The organism is Runella sp. R0.1_18, from assembly GCF_057652155.1.
Genome location: NZ_JBYFCK010000028.1, coordinates 1 through 18,602 on the forward strand (window position 1 = coordinate 1; position 18,602 = coordinate 18,602).

Genomic DNA, 18,602 nt, shown 5'->3' on the forward strand with positions numbered 1-18,602 from the left:
ATCTGCTCAAAAGGTTATTTCTTTAACCTGTTTCCCTTATATTAAAAATACGTCACCTTAGTTTAAATTTAGTATTAATTCCCATTTACACCATTCTCTTGTGCTATATTTATCAGTATGAATAACAATCAATGCAGATTTTTCAATATTTTTTTCTAATTCTACGGAGAATTTTTTCCCCGAGATTAAATCTAAGCTATCAAAAAATGATTTAGCAGGTGTATTTGTTTCAATATATTGTTTAATGGCTTGTGTTATAGGCACTCCTCCATTTTTAGTATGGCTTAAAAATAAGGTAATTGGACTGTTGTTTTTAAGTTGAGAAGGGGTTTGCTCTATGTTAGCAATTCGTGGTAATTCATGAAAAAGCCTACAAAGCTCATGAGTAAGACGCATTTTTAACTCACTTTTTTGTAGTAAAGTATCCTTATTCAATTTTTCTTCATGGTCATACAGACGAATAAAGTTGTTCTCATGGACCTTTGGATGTATTGTTAATGCTGATTGATTAAATGCAACAGGGAAAAAGCGGTGGTTATCATTTTTATCATTGATTGTATTTTCGAACTGTTCGTACAATTGACCAATATATCTTGACCAATTAATTTTACAAAAGTCATCAATCAGAACCACAACGATGCTACTTTGTGCTTCTCCAAGATTAATTTCAATGGGAATTCTTGTTTGGGGGTCAGGTAAATAACGGTAGAAGACAGGTATTCCAATCCCCCGAGTAAATGGATCATTTATATCTCGATTGAACGTAGAGAATAAAAATTCAGCAAACTCAATACCTTTATTGAAGCCTGGATGCCATACTACATAAATAACCAGAGGGGCTTTATACTTGTTAGTTATCATTATTTCCAACTGGTTGAGTAAGATGGCCTATTATTCACGTAATTAGGATACGAATTGTCGGGTTCAACGGTTTGCCTTCTCAAAAACGCTTCGTGAATCCATTGCTGTACTTCAAGGACACTTTCTGACCAATGATATATTTTTGCGAACCCACATACCGCATTGTCATGAACCCTCGGTGGAATTATGCCAGGAGTGTAATAAGACTTTCCATAATCAGGGTGTGTTGGTAATATAATACCAATAAGCCCACTACGAGAGTTTAGTTTGGTGTTTCTAAGGCTTGAACTTATCTCCCAGTCAATGTGCTTTCGTTTCCAAGTTTCAGAGCCAATCAAGACTACTGTTACGGTCGAATCTCTTAGATAGTTATCTCGTATTTTTTGCCTAATAGTCTCTGTTGGTAAATTTGTGTCAATATCTCCATCTTGGACTGATTTTGAAATCATAACATCCTCATAATGAGTCATTAAAGATTCAAAACGGATTTTGTAGTATTCGTCATTGGCATGATGAAAACTGATAAACACTTTGTGTCTATTGTTTAAATAGGTCATTTTAATTGTAAGTTTCTATTAAGATTGAATCCATTGTCATGCTAAGTGGATGATGTGTGTCATAACATTCTAAGACCCCCTTATTACGTTTGAGAACATCAATAGGTTGTTTCAAAATATCAGAAATGAGACGATCAATTCTAAAAATATCACGAATCACAGGCTTACTTTTTAGATAATCAGGAAGCTGACCAACAGGTATCCCACGTAGAATTAAGCTGGCTAAGTTAGTTTTATCATACCCAAAACCAACTTCAAAAGGTACCCATTGAGATTTGATAGTATTGGGGGATACAACGCAAAGCATGTGGGTGCTATTATGAATTCCCTTTAAAATAGCATTGGTTACTGCTTGCGGATTTTTAGTTTGACTTGCGATTTTTAAATCACTATCATATTCGTCAAAATAGACTTGAATACCTAAACTCATTAAATAATCAGCAATCTTCTTGCATGAGGGTTTATCTTCTTGTTGATGAGAGAGAAAGACACACGGGACGCCTTGCATTTTTAAAGTTCTTTTGTACTCGTCAGAAGCAAATATTCTGTTAATTCCATTCACCATTTTTCCTTAGATTTTGATACCCAAAAATCGTTTTTGATTAGAATCCATTCTCGCTCCACCTACTTTTCTCAAATGAGATTTATGTCTTCGATTTGAGTACGCTATTGAAATGCTTTTTTCTAATTTTGAAGGAGTTATATCGTCCCAATCCATCGTTACAGCATAGCCTGATTCAATGTTTAACTGCAATCTTTCGGGTACGATAACCTTATTTTCTGGAAGGTAAATGCCCAATAATCCATTAGGTGTAGATGATTGGGTTGCCCTTAATGAGGCATAAATTTCCCAATCAATCCACCAGCGATCGCCTGTACGTTCTCCTATCAATACAATACTTACACTTGTCATTGATATTTTTTGACAGATGTGCTGATAGATTGTCCTATCAGAAAAATGGCCAATATCCTGTTTTAAGGAGTAATCAAGCAAGTTTTGACCTGAATAAAGGTTTCTTAACTCTTCCAAATATTCTTGGTCGTAGTCATGGTGGTAACTAATGAAACAATTTCTCATTTTTCCTTGCGCACTCCTTTAAATGGAGTACCATTTTGTTTTACATCCATGAATTTTCCCGTTTCTGTATCTCGTTTCACCCATTGGTCTGTTTTAGGATTATGGGTTTGTGAACGCTCACGAACTGCGCCGTGCCGTCCATTCCCTGGTTTTCCGTTAGTTGCCATGTTGTTTTACTTTTTGTTGTTTGATACGTTGCTTTTATTTCGTTATTTTCTCCCACGTTCCCAATAATTGTACACACTCTACAGTTGGCAATCTCATATTTATGCTCATTAAATAAATCAAATGAGTAGTAGCTTTGGAAGGGCTCAATAGTTTAAGATTTACCCATTCGTCGAGCAGCCATAACATACCGTGCACATTGAGATTCATTTTTTGAGCGACTTTACGCAAAGGATTATCGCTCGTCAAAAGAGTACCGTTTATCTCACGAGCATAGACCAGAACCGACAGATCCGTTTCAGAGAGTTTTCGATGCTGCGTTGCAAACTGCTGTAAATAGGCTACTTCTCCTGAGTTGAACTCTCGAACTTTTAATAAATTATTTCCGACGTATTTACTCACTTGCTCTTTTTGGATGTCAATCAATTCGTCTATTACAAATGCTGTTGTGTGAATCGTATAGGGTAATTCAAAAAGCAAGTGCAAGGTGTCAATTTCCATCAAATCAATAAAGACATTCGCATCGGTAATAGCAATATGTGTAGTTTCGCCTGTACTATCCATGCGTTAAGCCTGTTAATTCCTGCCGAAACTCCGCTAACTTCTGATTATTCAAGGCCGCCGCTTTCGACATAGATATGATTTCTTCGGCTGCTGCTCGGTAGAGTAGCTGCTTGAAACGTAGGGCTTTTTCTTGTCCAAGGTATCGTCCAGGTTCATTTTTTCGATAGCCTAATTTACTGAACAGGATACTAAAATCTTGATAACCGCTGTCGCTGATGATACCCAATGCCTTAGCTCGTGCCATAATGGCCTGTATGGATACGCCATACTGTTCTTTCACCTGCACCAGTTCGGCTAAGGAAATATAGCGACGCCGTACGGTCATTTCTTCAATAAAAGTCTCTTTTGGTAACAAAAATGCTCCTGCAAAAGCGTGGCAGAGTTTTTCAACCTGTTTTTCGGGTATGTCCGGGTTAAACCTCAACACGCAGTGGGCCAGCTCGTGCAAAGCGGTAAACCGTTGCCTCACTACATCAAAAACGGTGTTAACTACAATGACAAGGCTATCATTACCCATAGCAGATAATCCATCGAAACTTTCGTTTGCCGACACCTGAAATACTTTAATGCCTCGGTCTTCGAGGGTTTCAATCACGTTTCCAATAGAATCCCGTCCTAACTTCCAAGCGTCTCGTAACCGCTCCGCCGCGGGGTCAATGTCTTCAAAGGAGTTAATAACAGTACCTTCTATTGGATTCTCAAACTTGATTTGAGCATCCAATAGCGATTCTAATTCATGGTATCTTTCTAAAAAATCAACGGTCTGCTCTCGTACTTTTTCTTCTTCGGTTTTGGTAAGTTTTACTCGCTTTCTGAATTCTACATTTTGAAGGATAACCCGCTCAGAGCGAAAAAAATAATTAACCCGGACGCCTAATAGTTGGGCGATTCGTATTAGCCGTTCGCTATCGGGTCGGGCTTTTCCTTGTTCGTACTGGTGAAGGGCTTGTTTGGAAACATCTCCTAAACTATCTGCGAGTTCTTGTAGCGACATTCCAGCCATTTTTCGAGCCGAAACAAACCTATCGGCAAAAGTAGATTCCATTTTAGTGAATTTTATATTGACAAAATAAACAAAAAATGGTGTATTTGTCAATATAAAATCAATTAAGAGACAACAATTTTTTAGAGCTCTGGTTTCTCAGAGTCTTCTCCCAAGCTAATAGAAGATTGGTAGGTGACTTCAAATCAAACGCGACATGGGGCAATGTGGGGGCGAGTATCACACTGATGGGTAAGTATTTGGTTACCAATTGCTTGAATACAGAGTTGTACAGCAGAAATGGTGGGTAGTTTATTATCATTCACCCCTCAGAAATCCACTTCCAACGCATGACCGTTTTCTTTGAGCCAGCGTTTGGCTTTTTCGTAAGTGGGGAGTTGAGAAGCTACTCGATTCCAAAATTCGGGTGTGTGATTGGCTTCCAGAAGGTGAGTGAGTTCGTGGACAATGATGTATTCGATGACTGTCATGGGGGCTTTGATGAGCCGCCAGTTGAGATGAATGTTGTCTTTGGGCGTACACGAACCCCAACGAAATTTCAAATCCATGATATTGAGGTGATTGTAGGTTACGCCGAGGCGTTTGGCAATGTGTATTGCTTTTGGAATCAACAGTTCTTTGGCTTGACCGATGTACCAATTTTTGAAAATTTCATTGGCACGTTGTTGGTTTGCTTTGCTGATAAAAAACTTATTGTCAAATACCACTCCCTCAACAGGCTCATCTACGACATATAGTTTGTAATGATGCCCGAGGTACATGAGGGATTCGCCCGTCACAAATTCTTTGCTTGGTTTTTCGTAGGGGTATTTGGCATTGTGGTCTATCTTTTGTTGAATGAGCTTATGACGTTTTTTTACGGCTTGAGCTATCTTATCTTCTGTGATATGATGCGGGGCGCGTACCACCACACTGCGGTCGCGCTCAATGATAATACTGAGGGTTTTACGATTAGAATATACAACAGTGTAGGGTATCGGGGTATTATTCATTGGTCTTCGGCGTAAATGATAGAGGAAGTGATGCGTTCGTCTTTGGCCCAAGCCAAGATTTCGGAGGTGATGACCTTACGGTTTTTGAAAGCCGACCCACTCAACGACGCCAAATAATTTTCAATCTCACCCGTTAAGCGATTGACATTGGCAGGGCTTTTCCAAAAGCCTGTCAACGCAAGTTCGGTTTTCAACATACCATAAATCTCCTTCGTCAAAATGAGCAGGTTATTCACTTCATCATCGGTAAGGTTTTCTTTTTTGTCGTACAAAAGTGCGTGGAGCTTGCGATAAATGGGCATTTGGGTTTTACGGTTTAGCCCCTTGGTATCTTCGTTTTGAGACTCTTTCATCCGCTTACGAAGTTCTTCGAGCAGACGGTAAATCTCTTCCCAATTATCTTTAAAAGCCACCAAAATCCGAGAAAGCTCTTCGGCAAAAGAAGCGTACAATTCGGGGTCGTCGTCGAGGTTTAGGTTGATAATTTGACGAATGGCGTGTTCAATGGCCGCCGCTTTGGTCTTTTCGCGTTTGTGGGACTTAACGTTCTCAAAAAATGCTTCGTCCAGAATAGAAATAGGTTCGATTTTGGTTTCAATCCCTTTTGATTTGAGGTATTCATCGGTTACTTTGCGAAGTTTGTCCGATACGCCCTTCATGCTCATGCGCCCATCGCGGAAGTGTTGAGCGGCCAATGCGTTGATTTCGGCATAGCGATTGAGTTCTGGCAGATACTCCAAGGCTTCTTTTCGGGGATAAACGTTGTCTAAGGCTTCCGCAAAAACCCGAAAGGCTTCGGTGAACTGATGGCGGATATTTTCGTCGTAGAAAAGGTTGAAAATATCGTCGGGGTCATTGTACTGCGACAGCCCATGTTGCTCAAATACGTCTTGGAGCTTTTGGTGGGCATTTTTGAGTTCGCTTAACAACGCAGCTGTGTCCAGCAAACAGCCCGTAATTTCTTGCTGTTCTTTTTCCCAATAGGCATCCAACGCCCTTTTGAGGTGGTTACCCATGCCTACGTAGTCCACGACAAAACCCACTTGTTTTTGGGCATCATAGACCCGATTGACGCGGGCAATGGCCTGCAAAAGGTTGTGATTGACAATGACTTTATCTAAATACATGACCTGCTCAATGGGTGCGTCAAAGCCCGTGAGGAGCATATCTACTACCACCAATATGCCAATATTGCCGTTGGCAGTGAGGCGTGAGTTGCCCCCCACTTGTTCGGTTTTGCCAAATTTGAGTTTAAAGCCTGTAATGGCCAACGTGCGCGCTTTGGCATCGGCGTATTGTTTGAGGTCGGGCGAGTCGTTGTGGGTTACGTCCGAAATCACTACGGCTACTTGTAGTTTTTCGAGGTCTTCTACCATCACTTTGTACGGATTTTCTTCGCGGAGTTCGGCCGTCAGCTCTTTGATGGCTTGCTCCAACGCCACCCTGTAACGGTGGGCTGCTTCTTTTGACACCGACACCACCTGGGCCTTGTAGCCGTTGGGGCGAACGTGCGTCAGGTAGTGGCGCAGCATATCCTTGGCTTTTTCGCGGATGGTATCTGCCGATTCGAGGTAGGCACGGCGGGTGCCATAAGCGAGTATTTCTACCTGTTGGGCCACGTTGTAGTCTTTGAACACGTCTTTGAACTTGCGGTCGGCAGCAGGCTGGTCTTCGATACTGGCATCGTGGGTGCGGCCTTCATAGACGATTTGGAGCGTAACGCCGTCTTTGATGGCTTGCCGCATGGTGTATTTATCAATATATTCGCCAAAGGTCTGCTCGGTGCGGCCAATGGGCGTACCCGTAAAGGCAATGCGCGTGGCGTTGGGCAAGGCGCGGTCGAGGTTGGATCCCAGTTTGGTGTATTGAGAGCGGTGGGCTTCGTCGGTCAGAATGATGATTTTTTCGGAGGTGTTTAGTTCAGGAAAAGTAGCCAGCAAATCGCGCTCCTGAAATTTGTGAATCATGGCCGACACTATCTCCGAACTATTGCTCCGAAGGGTGGCTTTGAGTTCGGCAATGTTCTGCGGGTTTTGTACCGTATAGCCCACCGACTGCGCCGTGGTGGTGATTTGCTCGTCGAGTTGGGAACGGTCGGTGAGTAGCACTATCTTGTAGCCTTGTAGGTCGGGATAGAGGTACATTTCCCGAATCAAAAACACCATCGTCAGCGATTTGCCCGAGCCTTGGGTATGCCAGATGATGCCCCCGCGCTCGTCGCGGTTTTTGCCCGTGCGGAGGCGTTCGGTGGTTTTTTTGACCGCCCTAAACTGTTGGTAACGACCTACCACCTTTATCATCTGACCGTCGTCGGTGGGTGCCCAAACCGCAAACGTTTGGATAATACTCAACAGGTTTTGGGGCGAGAGCATTCCGTGAATGAGCCGCTGCTGGTCGTTGGGCGACGTACGTACTTCTTGGGAAATGGCCTCGTCGTCGTTGCCTGTGGCATCGGTAAAGTACGTTTGCTGCGGCTGGCAGTACTGTGCCAGGTCTTCTACGGTGGCAGGATGCGGGTCGGTCCAGCGGTAAAAATGTTTTTCGATGCCCGTCGTTATGGTGCCAAACTTGGCGCGGCTGCGGCAGGTAGCCACGATAAACTGATTGTAATAGGCCAGTGCCTTTGCGCCTTCACGCACGTAGTCGCGCTGCTCTAAGTAGCGCATGAGCTGGTCTATGGCTTCGGGGATGGGTTCTTTGGTCTTGGGGCTTTTGCACTCGATGAGTACCACGGGTATGCCGTTGAGAAAACACAGGACATCGGGGTAAATGTGCCTGTCGGTGCCGATAATGCGGATTTTGAACTGCGACACGGCCACAAAACTGTTGTTGGCAGGGTTGGTGTAGTCCACAAAAAACACGTCTTGGTAGCGCAGACCGTCGGGGGTTTGTACCTGTACTTTGGTGCCGTGGGTGAGGTATTGCTGTATGCGTTGATTGTTGGTATAGAGGCCGTCGCTCTCAAAAGTACTGAGGTCTTTGATGGCCTCGGCTATGTGGGCGGCGTTCATCCAGGGGTTGATGCGTCGCAGGGCGGCTTCCAAATCGTGGTACATCAGCACTTGCTCCAAACTGCTGCGCTGGGTTTCGTCGGCGGTCTGGGTGGGGCCCATTTCGAGGCGAAGCACCCGCCAACGTGGACCATTGGGGGGCGTGGGCATGGCCTCCAACTGCCGTAGCAGTGGCTCTTCAACGTGGTTTTTTTCGTCGAGTTGTAGGTAGTTCATCGTACAAATGGGAGTTTTTCTACGGCCTTTGAGTATTCTACTACTGCATAATATTGAATCCCAAATAGCTCGGCATAGGGCTTAAACTTTGCCCTGAATTTTTCATGTAACAACTGAATGTGAGGCTTTTGAGAGGCAGTACAACGAATAATCGTCAGTAATTGAAATACCGTATCGGGACGGGGGGCAATAGGTACACAAGGGTCGAGTGCAGGAGCATAAGGATATTGATGCTTTATGGACAGAAACATGCAGAAGCTATCGATGGCTTTTTTGACCAATTCCCACGACTTGGCCTCTATGGTTTTATCTTCGGTCAGAACCCCGAGAGAATAATCCTTCAGCTCAATGAGCCAATAGCGATTTTGGGCTGTTTCATACCAACAGGCATCCATTTCTTTGAAGTGGTTGGATGACTGCCTACGATAACCTTCGCAATCGGCCCAACGAAAAAACAGCGTATCGGGAAAATCAAGGGTAATATTGCTTTCGCTAAAGCCTGGCATGGTATAACTGGATTAGAAGAGTCCTAAGTCTAAGTCGGTTTCTTGGTCGGCCATCTTGATAGCGGCGTCAGAAATAGCATTTTCGGGAAAAACAGTATTCAAGTCGTGCTTTTGGGCTTCGATTGCCCTGCCTTTTTCGCGGTTGAGAGAGAAACAAAACGCGTTTAGTTTTTCACGACGAACACATAGATATAGTTGCTTTAGTACAAAGTAGTTGTGAGTAGCCACAAAAACCTGAATCCCTGCTTTGGTCATAAGCGTGAGCATTTCGGCCAGTTCGATGATGGCCTCGGGATGCAGGGCGGTTTCGGGTTCGTCCATAAACAATACCGACTGGGCGTTGAGCTGACGATTACGAATGAGGGTGGTCAGGATGCCGATTTTTTTGATACCCTCGGCGGTGAGCTGAATAGGAAACTCTGTGTTGCCTTTTTTAAATACAAAATCATCATCGTCGCGCTGCTCTACTTGCCCTTCAAACAACGCTTCCAGTTTTCGATTTACGCTGCTGAGTTCTTCGGTGATTTTGCCTTTTTGGGTAGGGATCACCAATGCCCGTATGAGATCTAAGTATGTATCATCAAAACCCGACATCCGAAGGTTGTCGCGGGTAGCGCGGATGGCTTTGAGGGGCGTAAGTACTTCTTTGGCAGGAATAAAAACCGACCGAATGCTGTCGGGTAAGGGATTGATGGTGTCTTGGCAATCGTTGATGGTGGTGGTAGTGGAGTCGCCAAAACTAAAATGTAGCCTATCGGCATAACCGAGCCATTCGTGCCGAAACTCAACGTCCACACTTAGTTTTTCTTTGGTGGTTTTATTGACCAACTCCCCCAACCCTTTTTTGCCGGGCTGATATACATCGGTGAGTTTTTCGGCCAATACCCGTTTGAGGGCTACATCGCGCTCGCGGCGGTCTTTGGTGTAGATATCCACCGTTCTGACAGCCGTGTAGAGTAGCTTGAGCAGGGCGGTTTTACCCGTATCGTTTTGACCGATAAAAACATTTAGTTGGCCAAAATCTCCGCTACGAAACGCTCCGTAGCCCATAAAATTCTGAATGACGATTGATTTTATCATGCCGTTGTATGGGTTTGTGGCGTGTGTACTCGCACCCGCCCGCTTAACAAATCTTGCATCAAACCCCGCTTTATGGATTGCAGCTTGGCGAGGTGAGATTGTTGTTGTTGTATTGAGCTATTTGTGCAATTTAGTCTCGTCGCGATAAGTTCCTGCTCATTCTGTTTAGGAAGCGGAACTACTATTTTTCTTATTTTTTCAATTCCATATGCAGGTTGTGAAGTTGAATGGATAGAATCCTTAACTTGACGTTCTACAAAATCAGAATTTAAAAGCCAATAAACAAAATCGTTAGAATTTTTAGGTTGTATCAAAATGAGATTTGCGCTAAGAGTAATATTATCAGTTTTGATCAACCTTTTGGGAGACCCGACTGTTCCTATTTTCCCAAAAATTATATCCCCTCTTCGTAATTGATAACGAGCTTTATGTTCCTCTAAAACTGACAAAGAGACCTTTCTGCATTTTCGATAGTCAATATTTCCTAACTCATCAATATCATTTATTCCCAAATATGGCACACCCATTTCAACAGATGGAGGGGTTCTATGATCAGGTTGGGGGTCAATGGCTTCTACCATAAAACCCAACATCACCACCTCCCACTCTTCTGGTATTCTGCCGAGGGGGCTATCTTTGAAGGGGTGGGTGGCTTCGCTGCGGATTTGCCCCTGCTCGTCTATGCCACGGGTGAGCAGGTCTTGCATGAGGCCCGTTTTGATGCGTTGGTATTTGGCAATGAGGGCCTCGGTGTGGGCAATGGCCTCATCGGCTTGGCTCAAAATTTGGGCAATGCGGGTTTGTTCGGGGAGGGATGGGTATGCTATTTCAAAAGACTTTACAATCGCCGCATTTAAATTGCTTTGAGTTGTTTGGGCAGAGTATTTGTAAACTTCTGATTTAATGTTGAGCAAAAAGTAATATAAAAACTCACTATTTATTTTTTGATTATCTGTGATTATATTCAAAATGGCCTGATTTGTCGCAGCTTCTATTTCATTGATTAGAGGCTCTCCAATAGTCGCATAAATTGAATACATTACGGAGTTTTTTGGAACAACCCAAGCTGCGCAATCATTCAACCCTAATACAGTAATTGTTCTCTTTGTTTTTTGTAAATATTTTTTACTTGCGGTAATATCTTCAATCGTTACAAAAGGAATATCTCCTCCATAATATTCTACTCTGTCACTCTTTGGAGTTCCTCCTGATTGGATTTTTTTGCAAAGGTTATCTAATTTATCCTTTTCCCAACCATTCATTTTTTTATTCATTTTAAGTGTTAGTTTAGGCCCTTTCAGGGTGACAAAGTAGGGGTGTTATGTTTTGCTTTACTGTTGTTTTTTTACGAGTTGATAGCCGCCTGTTTTTTTGCTGCCAATATATTCAATTAGCCCCTGCAAACGGAGTGTTTTTATTTGCCTTTCCAATGTTTTTACTGGGCGGCTGAGTATGTGACAGTCGGCTGGTTTGGATGCCTGGGTATTGTTCTATCGCCTCCATCAATGATTTTAATCCCTCATTTAATCCCCCGTTTATTCCCCCACTTCCCATTTAATTCCCCGTTATTAGATTCGGGTAAAGGTGCGGAGGTCAAATATTCAAAGATAATTCAATTCTTTCAAAAACAGGTTGAGTTGTGTCAGAGAGGCATCGCGCTGGTTTTCGAGGGTTTGGGCTGAGGTGGCATATTTGTCCCAAAGCTTTTCGAGTCCTGCTATGAGTTGGCGTTTTTCGGCACTGAGATACTTGGTCGCTTCTTGCAGAATGAGCTGATTGTGTTTTTGGAGGATGAGCGTTTTGCACTCTTCGGGGGTAATCACCCCGCCAATACTCGCCAGAAAGTCGTCTAAACCATCGAGTCGTTTTTGGAGGGTGAGTTGGTCGGCAGTGAGGGTTTTGTAGGTTTTGAGATAAAGGGCCTTTTCTTTTTTATCGTCAGGTTCGCCTTGGGCTACGAGTTGGCCGAGGCGTTGGCTTACTTGGGTCAGTAGGCCATCTATCTCCTCTTTTTCTTCCTCTACGCCGTACATTTTAAACGTCACCTTTTTTTCTAAATCGGCTTGGAGGGTTTTGATTTGCTCTTTGGCCAATTTTATATCGGCTTCTTTGGTAGTAATCTGGTGCAGGGTTTGTTTTAAGTGTTCGAGTGCTACCTTGTCGGCTTCGGGCAGCAAGAGGGTAGTTTTACCATAGCTTTTGAGTTGGTTTTGGACATACTCCTTGATGAGCTTGGGCGTAATATCGGGTTCGTCTTTGCCCTCTTCGGTGTCGTCGGTTTCGTACTCTACGGCCTCAATGATTTCTTGGAGCGCCGTTTCTTGTTGAATGAGGTAGTTTTCGGCCTCGGTGATAGCCGCTTGTTCGGTTTGGAAGTAGGTTTCGACAAAGTACTGACGCGGCACGAGCGTAGGCACCCAACCTACCGAAGCGATGGTTTTAAGGTCGTACTTGATGTTGGTCCACCAATTCACAAAAATACCTGCTACCTGAAACTCGTCGAGTATTTGCAGCGGCAGCAAGTGCGTTTTGAGCGAACCGAGAAGGTTTTGGCGCACGGCTGGGAGTTTTGTCCCCCCAAGTGTGAGATAAGCCGTGAGCGGCTCCTGAACTCCTTGTCTTGAATTGCCTTCTACTGGAATAGGCTCCGTTTGGGGAGCAATGCGGGCAAACTGTTCTTTGGCGAGTAGCCACCATTGGTTGATACCTTGACCGAGGTGTTCAAAAGTCTCCTGCACGGCGGGGTGCTGCTCTACGGTTTCTTTGAGGTGGGCTTTTTGGGAAATGGTATCTTTGAACTGATGGTACTGCTCGTGTGCTGCGGCAAAAATGGCCGAAGCCGTAAATTTGAACTTATCAAACTGAGGCTGTTGGGCGTTGATTTCGGCCAGCGGCACACCACCCAGCAAGTGGGCTTTTACATCTTCTGGTTCGGGGTCAGGGGTATTGTCCACATAGCGTCGAATGTTGAGGTTGTAGTCATGCTCATCGGCGATAATGTCGTTGGACACGAGGCGGCTGTATTTTTCGATTTCGATTTTATGGGTAAACACATAGTTGATTTTCTCAATGTCTTCGGGACGGAGAAAATTCTGGACTTTCCCCTCGCCATACTCGGCATCGGCATTGATAAAAAACACGTGGTTATGTAGTTTTTCATCCTTGTTTTTGTTGATAACAATCACACAAGCGGGGATACCTGTGCCATAAAACAGCGCGGGAGGTAGGCTAATGATGGCTTCAATGAGGTTGGCTTCGATGATTCCTTTACGGATTTTCTTCTCGTCGCCGCCCCGAAACAGCACCCCGTGGGGCATGACAGTGGCCATACGCCCGTTGGCTTTGAGGCTGGCTATCATGTGCTGTACAAACATGAGGTCGGCTTTTTTGCCTGTTTCGGGCGCAAAACCGTATTGGAAACGCGCCTGAAACTTCATGGTTGATCTTTTATAGTTTTGACTAAACGGTGGATTGGCAACAATGAGGTCAAATTTTTTCCATTGCCCCGTGGCGGTATCTATGATTTTTGGGTCAGCGAGGGTGTCGCCTTCTTCGATGATGGCCGAGGCAATATTGTGCAAAATCATGTTCATACGGCTGATAATCCACGTAGTAGGCTCGTTTTCTTGGCCGTTGAGCACCAAGTCGCGCGGGTCTTGACCTTGTTCTTCCACGTATTGATGCGCCTGAATGAGCATACCTCCCGAGCCACAAGTAGGGTCATATACTTCCATACCCGCTTGGGGTTTGAGGAGGCTTATGAGCAGCCGTACTACTTGGTTGGGCGTATAAAACTCCCCGCCTTTTTTACCTGCGCTATCGGCAAAATACTTGATAAGGTACTCATAAGCCGCACCGAGCAAGTCGGGAAATTCAAAGTTGTCGTTGATAAGTGGGGGTAGTTTGCCGTTGAAATGTTGGATAAGGTCTATCCAAGTAGCATCGGGAATGGTGCTGCTGCCTTTTTTGACGTTGAAATCAATGCCCCGAAGCACATTTTCGAGTAGGTCGGCATTGGCATCTTCGATGGCGTGCAGGGCCTTATTTAGATTCGTGCCTACGTTGGTTTTGAGGTCTTTGAGCGCGGGGTGTTCGACCTGTGTAGTTTCACCGTTTTCGTCGGTTTTGGTTTCGATATAGCCATGGTTCCAGCGGGCCTTTTCGGGTATGTAGAAGTTGGTGTATTCTTTGTAAGTGGTGGGGTCTTCGAGGAGTTCTTGGAGTTCGTCGGGTGCGAGGTGCTTGAAACGGACTTTGATTTTTTGGGTAGCTACTTCAAACTCATCCGAGAGGCGTTTGAGAAACAACATCCCGAAGAGGTAATATTTGTAGTCGGAGGCATCCATTTTGTTGCGTAGGATGTCGCAACCAGCCAATAAGAAATTTTCGAGTTGAGAAAGGGTAATTTTGGTTTGTTTCATTGGGTGTTTGTTAGCCTGTATTCACGATTCAAACCACAAAGTAAAGAAATTGGGGGGAAAGGGGATTACTAAGCTACTGTTTTCATTTTCAAATCCCCCTTTAAACTATTACTTTTGAATGTCTTTTGGGAATCCAAACCAATTATTTATGTCAGTACGTCTTATAATAGCTGTCCTATTCATGCTTGGGGGTCTGTTTCCTGTACAGGTTATGTATGGGCAGCATACTATCTATTTTAGTGGTGACTCGGTCATTAAAACCCGCGTGGTTCTCATATCTACGGATACACTTTATTTGGAACAACCGAATCAATTGGTTAAATTTTCAAATTCAGCGGTAGATTTGATTTTTGATAACCAAGGCAACTACCTTACAAAATTTGAGCTCCTTTCTAATAATCAAGAGACCCGCGATTATATTGGCCTTTTCATTAAACTCGCATTACTGCCTTCAAATGTAGCCCAAAATCGAGTTATCCTTAAAAGTGGGATTCAGTTATCCCAGCCGATAGATTCAATATCAAGAGATACTTTGTTTCTTCCTAACAATAGAAAAATTGCTAAAGGAGATATTTCTGTTATCATTTTTAAGGATGGCACCCACCAAACTTTCGATAAATCTTCTAAGGTAGCGCGTGTTTTGTTTGATATTCGAACTTCTCAAAAAAATACGCTACCAGAACTGGATAAAAAAAGATTAGGCCAATACCAACAGAAGGCACTTTCGAGGGTGGACGAATTTGGGCTTTATCTACAAAGAATTGCTAATAAGGAGCTGGATGCTGACGAAAAAGATAAAGCAATAGATGAAGCATGTAAATTATTTTTAGAAGACGCAGTGATTGAAGTTTCATCTAAAAAAACGGGCAAAGTAACACCTTACAAAATTAGGGACTACCTTACTCGTCTAAAGTTATTGCCCCATTATGGCAATGTTCAAATATCATGGACTGATATTAACTACGTGGAAGAAATGAAACAAACCATTGATGGTAACTACATGGGTACGATAAGAGGAGCTCAACGGTTTGTAGGATACAGTTCAACTGGGAAGGTGCTATACAGCGATATAACCAATAAAGAAGTGCAAGTGCAATTGAAGTCTTATTCAAAGATAGTTGATGGTCGCCCCAATAGAGATTGGGAAGTTTTGCTCGGTAGTATTGGTGTTGTCTTAACTCAATGATAATCGTAGATATGTTAAAAAAAATTACTACATACCTCCTCGTATTCATTTCGCTTTCAGTTTCTGCACAAACAGAAATAACCCAAAAAGATAGCGAAGAGATTAAATTGGCAGCTAAACGTAAAGTTGAAAAAGGCTTACAAGACTTACTCAATACTATTGTACAAGAAGATATTGGTGATGCAGAACGTAGGCAAATCATCCGGGATAGTTATACTGCGGGCAGCAATAAAGTATTTTACAGTGGTGATGCCATCATCGAAGATGACATAAATCCAAATAATACAGCTTTAACAGATGCCAAAGATTTTTCTGTTGAAAAGTATCTCAACAACCTTGATATTTTTTATTCTAAAGGAATTGGTCCAAGTATCACAGTGGCTGAGATAACCGTCTCAAATGTTAAGAAGACCGACCATTTATACATCAAGGTTTTTTTTCAAAGTAGTTTTAAGGGTAGTCATAGTGAAATAAAAAAAGGATATGAGGCTCACAAGCGATTGGCAGAATTGCGTGTGGAAAAAATAGGTAAAAAATGGATGGCCTATATTACTCGGATTTCTTTCCAAAGAAGTACAGAGGTACTTCTTTCAACCGATAATGATATTTTAGTTGTCGTCCCGAAAGTAGATACGACTCAATTTGCAGGTGATACAGTGGCTATTTCTAAAGCCATAGAGGCATTTAAACAAAAAGAGATAGAAGACAAGCAAAAAGAAGAAGAGGAACGAAAACGAGAAGAAAAAGAGTTGGATCGCTATGAAAGCATCAAGAAGAACGGTGTAACAGCTTATAATGAAGGCGATTACGAATTGGCTTTGCAAGCATTTAACGAAGCCGAGCGAATTAATAAGGCCAATTTGTATAATGACTATGAACCCATACGTTGGCTATCTAAGACAAAAAAGACGATTGTAATAGAACAAGAAAAACAGCGGAGGAAGATAGAAGCAGAAAAATATCGTTTGACTATTGCGAATGCTGTAAAGTTTGAAAAACGGCGGCTATATGCAGAAGCACTTTCTTCTTTCCGAGAAGCATTTAAAGTATACCCTGATTCGGCTACTTCATATAGCGATAGAATAAAGACCCTGAATGCTCAATTGAGAGTAAAGACTGAATTAGATGAGAAATTTACGGCTGGTAACTACAAATTACTCATTGATGATTATAGTCGCTTACTCAAAACTACCCAAGATAACTCGGATTATTTTTTAGGACGTGGGAAGTGCTATTTAGCATTAAATGAGCCCAAAAGAGCGATTCAAGACTTCAATAAAGCGATAGATTTAGATTTTGAGAATGCCGAAGCATTTCTTTTTAGAGCTCAATACTATGAGCAGCTAAAAGAATTGGCCAAAGCAGTGGCTGATTATACGAATTTTTTAAATATAGTACCAGATAGTGCCACAATACACATAAAAAGGGCCGAGTTGAGGGTTCAGCTCAACAATCAAAAGGCCGCCTTTGAAGATTATGATAAAGCGATACAGCTACAGCCTCAGAACGCCACGTATTTATTTGACAGGGGTATGTTACATTACCAAAACAGTAATTACCTAAAAGCCATTGATGACTTTACACAGGTAGTCGGTATTGTTCCTACCCAAACGCGTGCTTATTACTACCGGGGTATGTGTACTTATTATCAGAAACAATACGAAAAAGCAGGCCAAGATTTTACGATTTGTAGAAAACTGAAGATAGAAGATAGTTTTGAAAAAGATATTGAACGTTTATCAAATGATTTCTTAAACAAAGGAGTGTTGCAGCTACGTAAAGGGGATTTAGATTCCAGTTTGATGAATTTTTCTCATTCAATTGCCCTTAAATATGACAATTGGTTGAGTTGGTTTTCAAAAGGAGAAGCTTTAAGCCAAAAAAAAGAATATAACCCCGCAATAGCTTGCTATGACAGCGCTACTAAGTACAATCTAAATTACAGCGATGCGCTATTTAAAAGAGGCCAAGCCAAATATGAACTAAAAAACTTTGCAGAGGCTGTTGTAGATTTTAAAAAAACAACAGAAGTAATTAGTAATTATTACGCGGCTTTATTGGAAGAAGCCCGAAGTTACATTCAACTACAAGATTATAAATCAGCTATTCTGCCTCTACAAAATTTAAAAATTGCAAAAAAAGAACTCGAAAAATCCCCTATTCTTTATCCAAAGTCATTTTTGTTTGAGTTACATCAGTTTTTAGGTAGAAGTATGTACGCAACAAAATATTTTAAAGAATCAATTCCTGAGTTTGACGAAGCCCTTGGTTATAACCCCAACTTTGCCGATAGCCATTATTACCGTGGGTTAGCCAATTATGAAATTGGTGAATACAGAGAAGCCGCTAATAACCTACAAAAATCTATTCAAAACGACCCTAAGCCTTATCGTTATTTAGCTAAAGCGAAAGCATTGCTTCAGTCGCAGAGGTTTGCTGATGCTGCCCTTGAGTTTGAGAATACAATTAAAACGGACTCCCTTAAGCAGCACTATTTTGAAGCACAGCAACTGAAAGGGTATTGTGAATTTAAAAATGGTAAGTATGTAGATGCTTATAAAGGGTATATTAATGCCGAACAGTTTGACTCAACGCGTTGTGACCAGTATTTCTACCGAGATTTAGCACAAATTAGCTTGTTATCTTCGATGCCCCAAGAGGCCAATCGTTGCCTTCTTAAAGGTCTCAAAAAAGATAGTGTAAATGCTGAGTTGTTATATGCGAAAGGGTGCTATCATGCGCTGCTTAAAGAAGAGCCTGAAGCATTACAGTGGTTTAGAAAAGCTTTTGAGACTAACCAACTTACCCAGGCTTGGTACAAAAAAGATAAAATATTAAGTGTTGTTAATCAGGACTTTAAAGACAATAAACAGTTCAAAGCCTTACTTAAAGAGTATGTGAAATAATTTTTTTTCAATCTTCTGCTAACCTTTCATGTGGTGTGGTTATAAAGAGTTGTAAA

The 18,602-nt window shown here is 42.4% G+C and carries 15 protein-coding genes; 2 read left to right on the forward strand and 13 right to left on the reverse strand.

The window, feature by feature from the left end; translation table 11 throughout:
- Positions 1 to 57: 57 nt before the first annotated feature.
- The 13 genes from AC23P2_RS28055 to AC23P2_RS28115 all read right to left on the reverse strand — a co-directional run bounded on the left by AC23P2_RS28055 (position 58) and on the right by AC23P2_RS28115 (position 14,454).
- Positions 58 to 861 (reverse strand): toll/interleukin-1 receptor domain-containing protein, encoded by an 804-nt coding sequence (locus AC23P2_RS28055; protein WP_487776268.1) that lies wholly within the window; start codon positions 859 to 861, stop codon positions 58 to 60.
- Positions 861 to 1,418 carry a TIR domain-containing protein gene (locus tag AC23P2_RS28060; RefSeq protein ID WP_487776269.1) on the reverse strand — a complete coding sequence of 186 codons (558 nt, stop codon included), beginning with the start codon at positions 1,416 to 1,418 and terminating at the stop codon, positions 861 to 863. Before AC23P2_RS28060 ends, AC23P2_RS28055 begins: the two co-directional genes overlap by 1 nt.
- 1 nt (position 1,419) lies before the next feature.
- Entirely contained in the window at positions 1,420 to 1,983 is a 564-nt protein-coding gene (locus AC23P2_RS28065; protein WP_487776270.1) for a toll/interleukin-1 receptor domain-containing protein, read from the reverse strand.
- Positions 1,984 to 1,989: 6 nt separating this feature from the next.
- Entirely contained in the window at positions 1,990 to 2,496 is a 507-nt protein-coding gene (locus AC23P2_RS28070; RefSeq protein WP_487776271.1) for a TIR domain-containing protein, read from the reverse strand.
- On the reverse strand, positions 2,493 to 2,663 hold the full coding sequence (locus tag AC23P2_RS28075) for a hypothetical protein (protein WP_487776272.1): 171 nt from the start codon (positions 2,661 to 2,663) through the stop codon (positions 2,493 to 2,495). The genes AC23P2_RS28070 and AC23P2_RS28075 overlap by 4 nt, the downstream gene beginning before the upstream one ends.
- Before the next feature lie 34 nt (positions 2,664 to 2,697).
- Positions 2,698 to 3,225 carry a PIN domain-containing protein gene (locus AC23P2_RS28080; RefSeq protein WP_487776273.1) on the reverse strand — a complete coding sequence of 176 codons (528 nt, stop codon included), beginning with the start codon at positions 3,223 to 3,225 and terminating at the stop codon, positions 2,698 to 2,700.
- Positions 3,218 to 4,270 carry a helix-turn-helix domain-containing protein gene (locus AC23P2_RS28085; RefSeq protein ID WP_487776274.1) on the reverse strand — a complete coding sequence of 351 codons (1,053 nt, stop codon included), beginning with the start codon at positions 4,268 to 4,270 and terminating at the stop codon, positions 3,218 to 3,220. The genes AC23P2_RS28080 and AC23P2_RS28085 overlap by 8 nt, the downstream gene beginning before the upstream one ends.
- Before the next feature lie 266 nt (positions 4,271 to 4,536).
- Positions 4,537 to 5,220: a M48 family metallopeptidase gene (locus tag AC23P2_RS28090; protein ID WP_487776275.1), complete on the reverse strand. Its 684-nt coding sequence runs from the start codon at positions 5,218 to 5,220 to the stop codon at positions 4,537 to 4,539.
- Entirely contained in the window at positions 5,217 to 8,447 is a 3,231-nt protein-coding gene (locus AC23P2_RS28095; RefSeq protein ID WP_487776276.1) for a type I restriction endonuclease subunit R, read from the reverse strand. Before AC23P2_RS28095 ends, AC23P2_RS28090 begins: the two co-directional genes overlap by 4 nt.
- Entirely contained in the window at positions 8,444 to 8,953 is a 510-nt protein-coding gene (locus AC23P2_RS28100; RefSeq protein ID WP_487776277.1) for a hypothetical protein, read from the reverse strand. Before AC23P2_RS28100 ends, AC23P2_RS28095 begins: the two co-directional genes overlap by 4 nt.
- A gap of 12 nt (positions 8,954 to 8,965) precedes the next feature.
- Positions 8,966 to 10,033: an AAA family ATPase gene (locus tag AC23P2_RS28105; RefSeq protein WP_487776278.1), complete on the reverse strand. Its 1,068-nt coding sequence runs from the start codon at positions 10,031 to 10,033 to the stop codon at positions 8,966 to 8,968.
- Positions 10,030 to 11,307 (reverse strand): restriction endonuclease subunit S, encoded by a 1,278-nt coding sequence (locus AC23P2_RS28110; protein ID WP_487776279.1) that lies wholly within the window; start codon positions 11,305 to 11,307, stop codon positions 10,030 to 10,032. The genes AC23P2_RS28105 and AC23P2_RS28110 overlap by 4 nt, the downstream gene beginning before the upstream one ends.
- A gap of 327 nt (positions 11,308 to 11,634) precedes the next feature.
- Positions 11,635 to 14,454 carry a type I restriction-modification system subunit M gene (locus tag AC23P2_RS28115; RefSeq protein ID WP_487776280.1) on the reverse strand — a complete coding sequence of 940 codons (2,820 nt, stop codon included), beginning with the start codon at positions 14,452 to 14,454 and terminating at the stop codon, positions 11,635 to 11,637.
- Positions 14,455 to 14,602: 148 nt separating this feature from the next.
- On the opposite strand from AC23P2_RS28115, the gene AC23P2_RS28120 reads away from it, so the two are divergent.
- Positions 14,603 to 15,640, forward strand: coding sequence for a hypothetical protein (locus AC23P2_RS28120; protein WP_487776281.1), 1,038 nt, complete (start codon positions 14,603 to 14,605; stop codon positions 15,638 to 15,640).
- Entirely contained in the window at positions 15,637 to 18,546 is a 2,910-nt protein-coding gene (locus AC23P2_RS28125) for a tetratricopeptide repeat protein (protein WP_487776282.1), read from the forward strand. Before AC23P2_RS28120 ends, AC23P2_RS28125 begins: the two co-directional genes overlap by 4 nt.
- Positions 18,547 to 18,602 lie beyond the last annotated feature (56 nt).

Bases quoted from the DNA above. Each gene is read 5' to 3' on its own strand.
- AC23P2_RS28085 (WP_487776274.1), bottom strand. From the start codon at position 4,270: ATGGAATCTACTTTTGCCGATAGGTTTGTTTCGGCTCGAAAAATGGCT.
- AC23P2_RS28100 (WP_487776277.1), bottom strand. From the start codon at position 8,953: ATGCCAGGCTTTAGCGAAAGCAATATTACCCTTGATTTTCCCGATACG.
- AC23P2_RS28120 (WP_487776281.1), top strand. From the start codon at position 14,603: ATGTCAGTACGTCTTATAATAGCTGTCCTATTCATGCTTGGGGGTCTG.
- AC23P2_RS28070 (WP_487776271.1), bottom strand. From the start codon at position 2,496: ATGAGAAATTGTTTCATTAGTTACCACCATGACTACGACCAAGAATAT.
- AC23P2_RS28060 (WP_487776269.1), bottom strand. From the start codon at position 1,418: ATGACCTATTTAAACAATAGACACAAAGTGTTTATCAGTTTTCATCAT.
- AC23P2_RS28055 (WP_487776268.1), bottom strand. From the start codon at position 861: ATGATAACTAACAAGTATAAAGCCCCTCTGGTTATTTATGTAGTATGG.
- AC23P2_RS28075 (WP_487776272.1), bottom strand. From the start codon at position 2,663: ATGGCAACTAACGGAAAACCAGGGAATGGACGGCACGGCGCAGTTCGT.
- AC23P2_RS28065 (WP_487776270.1), bottom strand. From the start codon at position 1,983: ATGGTGAATGGAATTAACAGAATATTTGCTTCTGACGAGTACAAAAGA.
- AC23P2_RS28110 (WP_487776279.1), bottom strand. From the start codon at position 11,307: ATGAATAAAAAAATGAATGGTTGGGAAAAGGATAAATTAGATAACCTT.
- AC23P2_RS28125 (WP_487776282.1), top strand. From the start codon at position 15,637: ATGATAATCGTAGATATGTTAAAAAAAATTACTACATACCTCCTCGTA.
- AC23P2_RS28095 (WP_487776276.1), bottom strand. From the start codon at position 8,447: ATGAACTACCTACAACTCGACGAAAAAAACCACGTTGAAGAGCCACTG.
- AC23P2_RS28090 (WP_487776275.1), bottom strand. From the start codon at position 5,220: ATGAATAATACCCCGATACCCTACACTGTTGTATATTCTAATCGTAAA.
- AC23P2_RS28105 (WP_487776278.1), bottom strand. From the start codon at position 10,033: ATGATAAAATCAATCGTCATTCAGAATTTTATGGGCTACGGAGCGTTT.
- AC23P2_RS28080 (WP_487776273.1), bottom strand. From the start codon at position 3,225: ATGGATAGTACAGGCGAAACTACACATATTGCTATTACCGATGCGAAT.
- AC23P2_RS28115 (WP_487776280.1), bottom strand. From the start codon at position 14,454: ATGAAACAAACCAAAATTACCCTTTCTCAACTCGAAAATTTCTTATTG.